Consider the following 8,805-nt stretch of genomic DNA (forward strand, 5'->3'; position numbering starts at 1 on the left):
TCTGCGAAATGCGCGGTGTAACCAAAATGCGCAGTGTGCCGGCACCGCGTAGGTTTAACTGGTGGGCATCGATAAGCCTAATCCGCGGTCAACCCGACTTGCGAATGCATCCGCTGCCCACCTGGAGGTTACATGTCTGCCCCGTTCGACACGACCGAGAAATTTGCCGCCTACGCGCACCCCTCGAAACTGGTTTCCACGCAGTGGCTGGCCCAACACCGGGGCGATGCCGGTCTCGTGGTGGTCGAGTCCGACGAAGACGTGCTGCTCTACGAAGTCGGCCACATTCGCGGCTCGGTCAAGATCGACTGGCACACCGACCTCAACGACAAGGTCAACCGCGACTACATCGACGGCGCCGCCTTTGCCGCCCTGCTGTCGAGCAAGGGCATCGCCCGCGACAGCACCGTCGTCATCTACGGGGACAAGAGCAACTGGTGGGCCGCCTACGCCCTCTGGGTCTTCACCCTGTTCGGACACGACGACGTGCGCCTGCTTGACGGTGGCCGCGAGAAATGGATCGCCGAGGAACGCGAGATGACCACGGACGCTTCGAACGTCACCCCCACCGATTACCCCGTCGTCGAACGCGACGACGCTCCCATTCGGGCGTTCAAAGACGACGTACTCGGCCACTTCGGACAGCCGCTCATCGACGTACGCTCCCCCGAGGAATACAGCGGAGCCCGCACGACGATGCCCGCCTACCCGGAAGAGGGTGCCCTGCGCGGCGGCCACATTCCCTCGGCCGCCTCGGTGCCGTGGGCTCGCGCCGCAGACACCGACTCGACCTTTCGCTCGCGCAGTGAACTCGACGCGATCTATCGGGATGAGGCCGGACTGACCGACGGCGACGACGTCATCGCCTATTGCCGCATCGGCGAACGCTCCAGCCACACCTGGTTTGTGCTGACCCACCTGCTCGGTTTCGAGAATGTGCGCAATTACGACGGATCCTGGACCGAGTGGGGCAACGCCGTCGCCGTGCCGATCGCCGTCGGCACCGAGCCCGGCGACGCCCCGGCACCTCGCCGATGACCGCGGACCTGCTGGCCGAGATTCGGGAGGATTTCCTCGCCCTCGAGCAGAAGGACCGACTGCTGTTGCTGCTCGAGTTCGCCAACGAACTGCCGGAACTTCCGCAGAAGTTTCAGGATCACCCCGACCTGCTCGAACGCGTCGTCGAATGCCAGTCGCCGGTCTTCATCTTCGTTGAAGTGGATGCCGATGGTTTGTTCCACCTGCACGCGACGGCTCCCCGCGAGTCACCCACCACCCGCGGCTTCGCGTCGATCCTCGCGCAGGGTCTCGACGGCCTGAGCGTGGAGCAGGTGCTGGGCGTTCCCGATGACTACCCGCAGACGATCGGACTCAGTGAGGCCGTCTCACCGCTGCGCCTGCGCGGCATGAGCGCGATGCTCGGCCGGGCCAAACGTCAATTGCGGGAGCGTGTGGCTGCTTGACGCTCGGCGCGGTTAACGCGGCGTTAACCGCGCCAGCCAGCCGGCGATTTCGGCGTCCCACCGGCCGGGGTCGTAGTTCCACAATTTGGTGTGGCGTGCCTCGGTGAAGGCCACGAAGGTCACCGAGTCGGGCCGCCGGTCGGCGAGGCGGCGCGACCCGGTGACCGGAACGAAACCGTCATCGTCGCTGTGCAGCAGCAGAATGGGCCGGTGCAGGTCACGGGCGCGCGCCACGAAGTCGAGCCGCCCGAAGTCGATCGGCGCTCCGAGTCCGGTCAGCCGTTGTCCCTGCCGTGACCCCATCAGCGCGACTGCTCCGCGGGCGATCTGCCTCGGCAGCCGGCGATCGATGGCCTGTGCGGCCACGACGTCGGCCCAGTCGATCACGGGAGATTCCAGCACCACCCCGACGATCAGCGGCGCCTGTGCGCTGCGGGTGAGGGCCTGCAGGCAGATCGCTCCCCCCATCGACCAGCCCATCAGCACGACGCTGGTCGCTCCCTGGTCAGCGGCAAAGCTCATGGCCGCATCGACGTCGGACCACTCCGTGTCGCCCAGCCCGTAGCGCCCGTCGGGGCTGGCCGGGGCGTCCCCATCGTTGCGGTAGGAGACGAGCAGTGACGTGTAGCCGGCCGCTCGAAACACGGGCACCGCCCGCAGCGCCTCCTCCCGGCGTACCGCCCGGCCGTGCACCTGGATCACCCAGCGACCACCCGCAGCTGCGGCATCCGCTGGAATGAGCCAGGCGGGGGCCGGGCCAAGCGCCGTCGGGACGGCGACACTGTGCCAGGGGAAGCCGAGATCGTCGGGGCCGGTGTAGAGCCAGCCGCTGAACCGGCCGCGCCGGGCGGCCTGGAGGTCGCCGTAGTCCACAGCGAGGATACGCCGGGTGACGGTGGCGGCCGTTCGATCGGTGATCGCGCCGACGCGGGCGTGGCCGGTGTCGGCGCCAAAGAAAAAGCTGTAGTCACCCGGGAGCACCGAATCACGGTGCCGCTGCAGGGTGATCAGGCCGCGCCCGAGGTCGACCGCGAACACCCGCGTGTCATCCGCGCGTTTGGCCGGGGGTGTGACGATGGTTTTGGCCATGACCGCGGCGAGAATGGCGCTGGTGGCGAGACCGACGACGGCCGCACCGGCGATGGCCAGGCCCGTGACGGCCAGAATCGGCCCCAGAATCAACCGCTGCGCAGCGTCTGCGCGCCCGTTTGGGGGCTGTGCCTCGTTCACCCGCACCTCCAACTGGTCGGCGTGCCTCACGGACAACACCCAGAAAAAACTCTAGTCTGCAGACGTGCCCGAAACAGATCAATCGCTGCCCGTGGAGTTTGCCGCGGCTTTGTCAATGATTCGTCGCGCGACGAGTCGGGCCGAATTAGTCGTCACCGAGATTTCCGCGCCGGCCCAGCTTGCGCCGTATTCCTTCGCCCTGGCGGCCAATATCACGCCGATGCGACCCGGCAAAGACTCCGAGCTCGGAACCGGCCGATTCATTCTGCTGTACGACCCGGATGAGCCCGAGGGATGGAACGGTGCTTTTCGCGTCGTATGCTTTGCGCAGGCACCGCTCGAGGTAGAAATCGGACTCGATCCCTTTTTGGCCGAGGTCACCTGGGCCTGGCTGGTCGACGCCCTGAACTCCCGCAAGGCCAAGTACACCGCGGCGTCGGGAACGGCGACTAAAATAATCTCGTCAGGCTTTGGCGAACTCGCCAAACAGGGAGATGGCGCGCAGATTGAGCTGCGCGCGTCGTGGACACCCCTGGATCACAATCTCACCGCCCACGTCGAGGGGTGGGGCGAGCTGCTCTGCATGCTCGCCGGACTCCCTCCCGCTGGGGAAGGAGTCAGCATGTTGTCAGCACGCCGAGCAGCCCGTGGCTGAATCGCAATCCAACCAGACCATCGCTCTGCACCGGGTCGTGGATACCCGCGAGGCCTACCTCGCCGCCACGGCCGCCCTGGCGGCCGGGAACGGGCCGGTCGGGGTCGACGCGGAGCGGGCATCCGGTTTCACCTACTCGCAACGCGCCTATCTGATTCAGATTTACCGTCGCGGTGCCGGAACGTTTCTGTTCGACCCGCCGCCGATCGGCGATTTCAGCGAGCTGAACGAGGCTCTCGCCGACACGGAGTGGATTCTGCACGCCGCCAGCCAGGACCTCGCCTGCCTGCGTGAGGTCGGGCTTGACCCGGCACGCATCTTTGACACCGAGCTCGCTGCCCGGCTGCTCGGCCTCCCCCGCGTCGGCCTGGGCACCGTGGTAGAAGAGTTGCTCGGCATCCACCTGGCCAAGGAACACTCCGCCGCGAACTGGTCAACCCGGCCGCTGCCGGAATCGTGGCTGGTCTACGCCGCCCTCGACGTGGAGCTGCTGCCCGACCTGCGCGACCGCATGGTCGATCTGTTGGTGGAATCCGACAAGACCGACATCGCCGACCAAGAATTCGCCGCCACCCTGGCCAAGGAAGCCAAGGCCGCCCGCGTCGACCCGTGGCGCCGGCTGTCCGGCCTGCACTCGCTGCGTGGCCAGCGCAACCTCGCCGTCGCCCGGGAACTCTGGCTGGCCCGCGACGAATTCGCCCGTGATGTGGATGTCTCCCCCGGCCGCCTGGTTCCCGACGCCTCCCTGCTGGCCGCGGCACGGGTGCTTCCCGCGACCCGCCAAGCGCTGTCCGACCTGCGCGAGTTCAACGGGCGGGCGAGTCGCAACGAACTCGACCGCTGGTGGGCCGCCATTCAGCGTGGCCGCACCACCACCGAGTTGCCACCGCTCAAGGCGAGCAACGACACCCTCCCGCCACCGCGTGCCTGGGCCGACCGCAACCCCGAGGCAGACGTGCGTTATAAGGCGGCGAGGGCTGCGCTGCAGACCGTCACCGACGAGTTGGCGATTCCCCTGGAGAACCTGCTGACACCGGATTTTCTGCGCCGGGTGGCGTGGACGCCGCCGGAGCCGCTGGATGCGGCATCCGTCGGAGAAGCGTTGACCCAGTTGGGGGCGCGCCGCTGGCAAGTTGACGCGACTGCACAATTAATAGCGGATGCTTTTGTAGCAGTTCCACAAGTTGCCGATCCCGTGTCGGATCTGGAGTCGTAGGATCCGGCAAACGATTCGGGTGGAAAATTTCACCACCCTAGGATCGAAACGACCTGACAGGTCGATTCGGATCTGATCCAACACGTACGGGAGGCATTGTGGCCGAGAGAGCAGAAGTCGTCTTTGTGGACGGGGTTCGAACCCCGTTCGGACGCGCCGGCGAAAAGGGCATGTATTGGAATACCCGAGCCGATGACCTCGTGGTCAAGGCGATCATCGGGTTGATGGAACGCAACCCGGGGGTACCCCCGGAGCGTATCGACGACGTCGCGATCGCCGCCACAACGCAGACCGGAGACCAGGGCCTGACCCTCGGTCGCACGGCTGCGCTGCTGGCCGGGCTGCCGAAATCGGTGCCCGGATTCGCGATCGACCGCATGTGCGCCGGGGCGATGACCGCGGTGACAATGATGGGGTCCTCGATCGGTTTCGGTGCCTACGACCTCGCCATCGCCGGGGGCGTCGAGCACATGGGCCGTCACCCGATGGGGTTCGGGGCCGACCCGAACCCGCGATTCCTGTCCGAGCGTCTGGTCAGCGAAGACGCCCTCAACATGGGAGCGACCGCCGAACGCATTCACGACCGGTTCCCCGAATACACCAAGGAACGTTCAGACCGGTTCGCGCTGCGCAGCCAGCAGAAGGTCGCCGCGGCCTACGAAGCTGGCACGATTCAGCCCGACCTGATTTCGGTGGCGACCCGCAGCGAATCAGGGTGGGGCCTGGCGACGCGCGACGAAGCGCCGCGCCCGGAGACGACCATGGAGGGACTCGCAGGCCTGCGCACTCCCTTCCGCTCCCACGGACGGGTCACCGCCGGCAACGCCTCCGGGCTCAATGATGGCGCATCCGCCTGCCTGCTGGCCAGCGGCGCCACCGCCAAGGAGCTTGGCCTCGGCGTGAAAATGACCATGACGAGTTTCGCCTTCGCCGGCGTCGAACCGGAGGTCATGGGCCTTGGCCCCGTGCCCTCCACCGAGAAGGCGCTGCGCAAGGCCGGCCTGTCGATCACCGACATCGGCCTGTTCGAGCTCAACGAAGCATTCGCCGTGCAGGTGATCTCGTTCCTCGACCACTTCGGCATCGATGACGAGGATCCGCGCGTGAACGAATACGGCGGAGCGATTGCGCTGGGACATCCCCTTGCCAGCTCGGGCGTTCGCCTGATGAACCAGCTGGCCCACCAGTTCGAGCGCCACCCGGAGGTGCGCTACGGCCTCACCGCCATGTGCATCGGTCTCGGCCAGGGTGGCACCGTGATTTGGGAAAACCCGCACTTCAACAAGAAGGCAGCGAAGCGATGACCAACTACGATTCTCTCGATTTCTCTTCGCTCGTTGCGATCTCCGCTGACGAGGTAGTCACGCACTCTTTTGTGCGCGACGTGCCACTGAGTGCCGGCCGTACCCTCGCCCTGGTGACCCTGGACAACGGGCGTGACCACACCCGGCCGAACACGCTCGGCCCGGTTACCCTGCTCGAGTTCGCCGCCACCATGGACGAGCTGAAAGCTCGCGCCGGGCGCGGCGAGATACACGGCGTCGCCGTCACCGGCAAGCCGTTCATTCTCGCCGCCGGAGCGGACCTCAGCAAGGTAGCCGAAATCCCCTCGCTCGACACCGGCAAGCTGCTCAGCCAGCTCGGCCACCACGCCCTCGGCAAGCTCGACACGCTGGGTGTGCCGTCGTTCGTCTTCATCAACGGACTCGCACTCGGTGGCGGGCTCGAAATCGGCCTCAACGCGGGCTACCGCACGGTCGACGCGGCCGTGCCGGCGATCGCATTACCCGAGGTCTTTCTCGGCCTGATCCCCGGCTGGGGTGGCTCCTACCTGCTGCCCAACCTGATCGGCATTGAGAATGCCCTGAAGGTCATCATCGAGAACCCGCTCAAGAACAACCGCACCCTCACCGGAGCGGATGCCCTCGCGCTCGGAATCGCGGACGTCATGTTCAGGTCGGCGCGGTTCCTCGAAGATTCCATCGCCTGGGCCGACGGGGTGATCGCCGGTACCACGAAGGTGTCGCGTCCAAACGCGCCCGGCAAGATCGAACGCCTGGTCAAGTGGGACGTTGCCATCGGCATCGCCCGCAAGATGCTGGTGAACCGCATCGGTGAGGTCGCGAAGTCCCCCTACGTGGCACTCGATCTGCTGCAGGCCGCCAAGAGCGGCAGCCGCACCGAGGGCTTCGAGCGCGAAGATGAGGCCCTGGCCGGTCTCATCACCGGTGACCAGCTGCAGGCGAGCATCTACGCCTTCAACCTCGTGCAGAAGCGGGCCAAGCGGCCGGCCGGCGCGCCGGACAAGAAGCTCGCCCGCCCCATCACTAAGGTCGGCGTTATCGGCGCCGGCCTGATGGCCAGCCAGTTCGCGCTGCTGTTCGTGCGGCGGCTCAAGGTCCCCGTCGTCATCACCGACCTCGACCAGGCCCGCGTCGACAAGGGCATCGCGTACATTCACGGTGAGATCGCGGCCCTTGAGGCTAAGAATCGCATCTCCTCCGACGAGGCCAACCGGCTGCGCGCGCTCGTCACCGGTACGACCGACAAGTCGTTGTTCTCCGATGCCGATTGGGTGATCGAGGCAGTCTTCGAGGAACTCGGCGTCAAGCAGAACGTGTTCGCCGAGATCGAGAAGTTCGTGTCGCCCGAGGCGATTCTGGCGACGAACACATCGTCGCTGTCGGTCGAGCAGATCGGGTCGAAGCTTGCCCACCCGGAGCGCCTGGTCGGCTTCCACTTCTTCAACCCGGTCGCCGTCATGCCACTGATCGAGGTGGTCAACACCCCGCAGACCGACGAGGTCACCCTCGCCACGGCCATGGTCATCGCCGGCAAATTACGCAAGAATGCGGTGATCACCCGGGACACGCCCGGCTTCGTGGTCAACCGCGTACTCGCCAAGCTGCTCGGTGAAGCGATGCACGCCGTCGACACCGGAACCCCGTTCGAGGTCGTGGAGGCCGCCGTGGCACCGTTTGGGCTGCCGATGAGCCCGTTCGAGCTGCTCGAGCTGGTCGGCCTCACCGTGGGCGCTCACGTGCTCGACACGCACCATGCGGCGTTCCCCGACCGGTTCTTCGAGAGCGACAACCTGCACAAGCTTGCCGAACACGGCAAGATCCTTGAGCGGGACGGAAAGGGCCGCCGTACCGGCTTCGACAAGGGTGCACTGAAGATCGTCGCCGGCGGCAGCACCCCGATGACCGCCGAGCAAATTCTGCAGCGGGTCGAAGACGGTCTGGTCGACGAGATCAAGCGGATGCTGGACGACGACGTGGTGCACGCAGCCGAGGACATCGACCTGTGCATGATCCTCGGCGCCGGCTGGCCGTTCCAGATGGGCGGGATCACCCCGTACCTCGACCGGGTCGGCGCGAGCGAGCGGGTCTTCGGCGGCACCTTCCACACCCCGGCAATCCGCGGCATCGGTGCTGCCGTCGAGGCGACATCCGCTCAAATATAGCGAGAACGGGGCCGGGTCATTGACCGGGCCCACCTTATGGTCGCGGGCCCAGTTTATAAGCTGGGCCCGCGGACGGGGCCCGGGCCCCGTCCGTGTTCTTAGGGCTTGTAAATCAACAACACGCGTAGTTCAGGGTTGATCTGCTGGGCTTACGGTGTAGTTCCACTCGCCGTGGAAGTCGTGCCTGGTGGGGTGTTGGGTTTCCAGGTCTGCCATTTCGCGGTCGGTGATCTTGATGCCTTTGGGGTACATCGTGTCGTCGAGTCCGGCGGTGACGGTTAGGCCGGTGCGGGCAGCCATGTCATAAACGCCGTAGGCGTGACCTTGCCGAGTTCCCCGTGAAGTCGTAGACGTTGGTCGCCACCGCCTCACCAGCCGGCCGGTACTCCCGACCACCGTTGCGGAAGTTGCCGACCAGATCCTTCTTCTTGCCGTCCACACTGATCACCGGCTGCCCGGCCGCGAGGTGCTCTACGGCCGCGGCGTTGATGTGGGCGAACTGGGCATCCCGGTCCGGATAGTGGCCGCCCTCGATCGTCTTGGCGTTGCCCTGAAGGCTGAAGTTCTCCTCGCGCAGCAGGCCCGCCACGGTCGGGGCCGACACCGGGCAGCCCGCCTGCGTGAGCTCGTCGGCCAGGTGGCGCAGACTCTTCGTCGAGGGTGTCAGATGGTCTGTGTAAGGGGTTGCGGATCTATTTGAAGGAGTGACACTAATGGTCATGACAGAACGAACTGAGAAGCTGAAAGCACCGAAGTCCCCGGCCCAGCGTGCGGC

Annotated in this window: 8 protein-coding genes and 1 pseudogene; 6 read left to right on the plus strand and 3 right to left on the minus strand. The window is 66.1% G+C overall.

The features are described 5' to 3' along the window. The first annotated feature begins 132 nt into the window (after window positions 1-132). The gene (locus E3T46_RS01610) at window positions 133-1,038 is read left to right on the plus strand and encodes a sulfurtransferase (protein ID WP_134577199.1); all 906 of its coding nucleotides are present in this window, start codon (window positions 133-135) and stop codon (window positions 1,036-1,038) included. Beyond that, window positions 1,035-1,463, plus strand: a complete 429-nt coding sequence (locus tag E3T46_RS01615; RefSeq protein ID WP_134577200.1) for a SufE family protein — start codon at window positions 1,035-1,037, stop codon at window positions 1,461-1,463. Before E3T46_RS01610 ends, E3T46_RS01615 begins: the two co-directional genes overlap by 4 nt. Window positions 1,464-1,475: 12 nt before the next feature. Here the strand turns inward: E3T46_RS01615 and E3T46_RS01620 are convergent, their stop codons facing one another. Further along, on the minus strand, window positions 1,476-2,732 hold the full coding sequence (locus tag E3T46_RS01620) for a prolyl oligopeptidase family serine peptidase (RefSeq protein WP_134577201.1): 1,257 nt from the start codon (window positions 2,730-2,732) through the stop codon (window positions 1,476-1,478). A gap of 25 nt (window positions 2,733-2,757) precedes the next feature. Here E3T46_RS01620 and E3T46_RS01625 point away from each other — a divergent pair, with 25 nt between their 5' ends. The 4 genes from E3T46_RS01625 to E3T46_RS01640 all read left to right on the plus strand — a co-directional run bounded on the left by E3T46_RS01625 (window position 2,758) and on the right by E3T46_RS01640 (window position 8,030). Then, window positions 2,758-3,348: a DUF3000 domain-containing protein gene (locus tag E3T46_RS01625; RefSeq protein ID WP_255411865.1), complete on the plus strand. Its 591-nt coding sequence runs from the start codon at window positions 2,758-2,760 to the stop codon at window positions 3,346-3,348. Between the two features lie 19 nt (window positions 3,349-3,367). Continuing rightward, window positions 3,368-4,564 (plus strand): HRDC domain-containing protein, encoded by a 1,197-nt coding sequence (locus E3T46_RS01630; protein WP_134577219.1) that lies wholly within the window; start codon window positions 3,368-3,370, stop codon window positions 4,562-4,564. Window positions 4,565-4,662: 98 nt separating this feature from the next. Beyond that, window positions 4,663-5,868, plus strand: coding sequence for a thiolase family protein (locus E3T46_RS01635; protein ID WP_134441035.1), 1,206 nt, complete (start codon window positions 4,663-4,665; stop codon window positions 5,866-5,868). Continuing rightward, entirely contained in the window at window positions 5,865-8,030 is a 2,166-nt protein-coding gene (locus tag E3T46_RS01640) for a 3-hydroxyacyl-CoA dehydrogenase NAD-binding domain-containing protein (protein WP_134577202.1), read from the plus strand. Before E3T46_RS01635 ends, E3T46_RS01640 begins: the two co-directional genes overlap by 4 nt. Window positions 8,031-8,159: 129 nt before the next feature. Here E3T46_RS01640 and E3T46_RS01645 read toward each other — a convergent pair whose 3' ends face one another. Continuing rightward, a complete protein-coding gene (locus E3T46_RS01645) occupies window positions 8,160-8,330 on the minus strand; it encodes a hypothetical protein (RefSeq protein ID WP_134577203.1) in 171 nt (56 codons plus the stop codon). Beyond that, a pseudogene (locus E3T46_RS01650) lies at window positions 8,313-8,703 on the minus strand (ISAzo13 family transposase); the annotation flags it as partial. The pseudogene E3T46_RS01650 and the gene E3T46_RS01645, both read right to left, overlap by 18 nt. Window positions 8,704-8,805: the final 102 nt, after the last annotated feature.

This window comes from Cryobacterium sp. Hh11 (genome assembly GCF_004404045.1).
Classification (GTDB): domain Bacteria; phylum Actinomycetota; class Actinomycetes; order Actinomycetales; family Microbacteriaceae; genus Cryobacterium; species Cryobacterium levicorallinum.

What these genes read in the sequence shown, in the direction of transcription:
- E3T46_RS01610 (WP_134577199.1), top strand. Translation starts at nt 133, where the DNA reads ATGTCTGCCCCGTTCGACACGACCGAGAAATTTGCCGCCTACGCGCAC.
- E3T46_RS01615 (WP_134577200.1), top strand. Translation starts at nt 1,035, where the DNA reads ATGACCGCGGACCTGCTGGCCGAGATTCGGGAGGATTTCCTCGCCCTC.
- E3T46_RS01640 (WP_134577202.1), top strand. Translation starts at nt 5,865, where the DNA reads ATGACCAACTACGATTCTCTCGATTTCTCTTCGCTCGTTGCGATCTCC.
- E3T46_RS01645 (WP_134577203.1), bottom strand. Translation starts at nt 8,330, where the DNA reads ATGGCTGCCCGCACCGGCCTAACCGTCACCGCCGGACTCGACGACACG.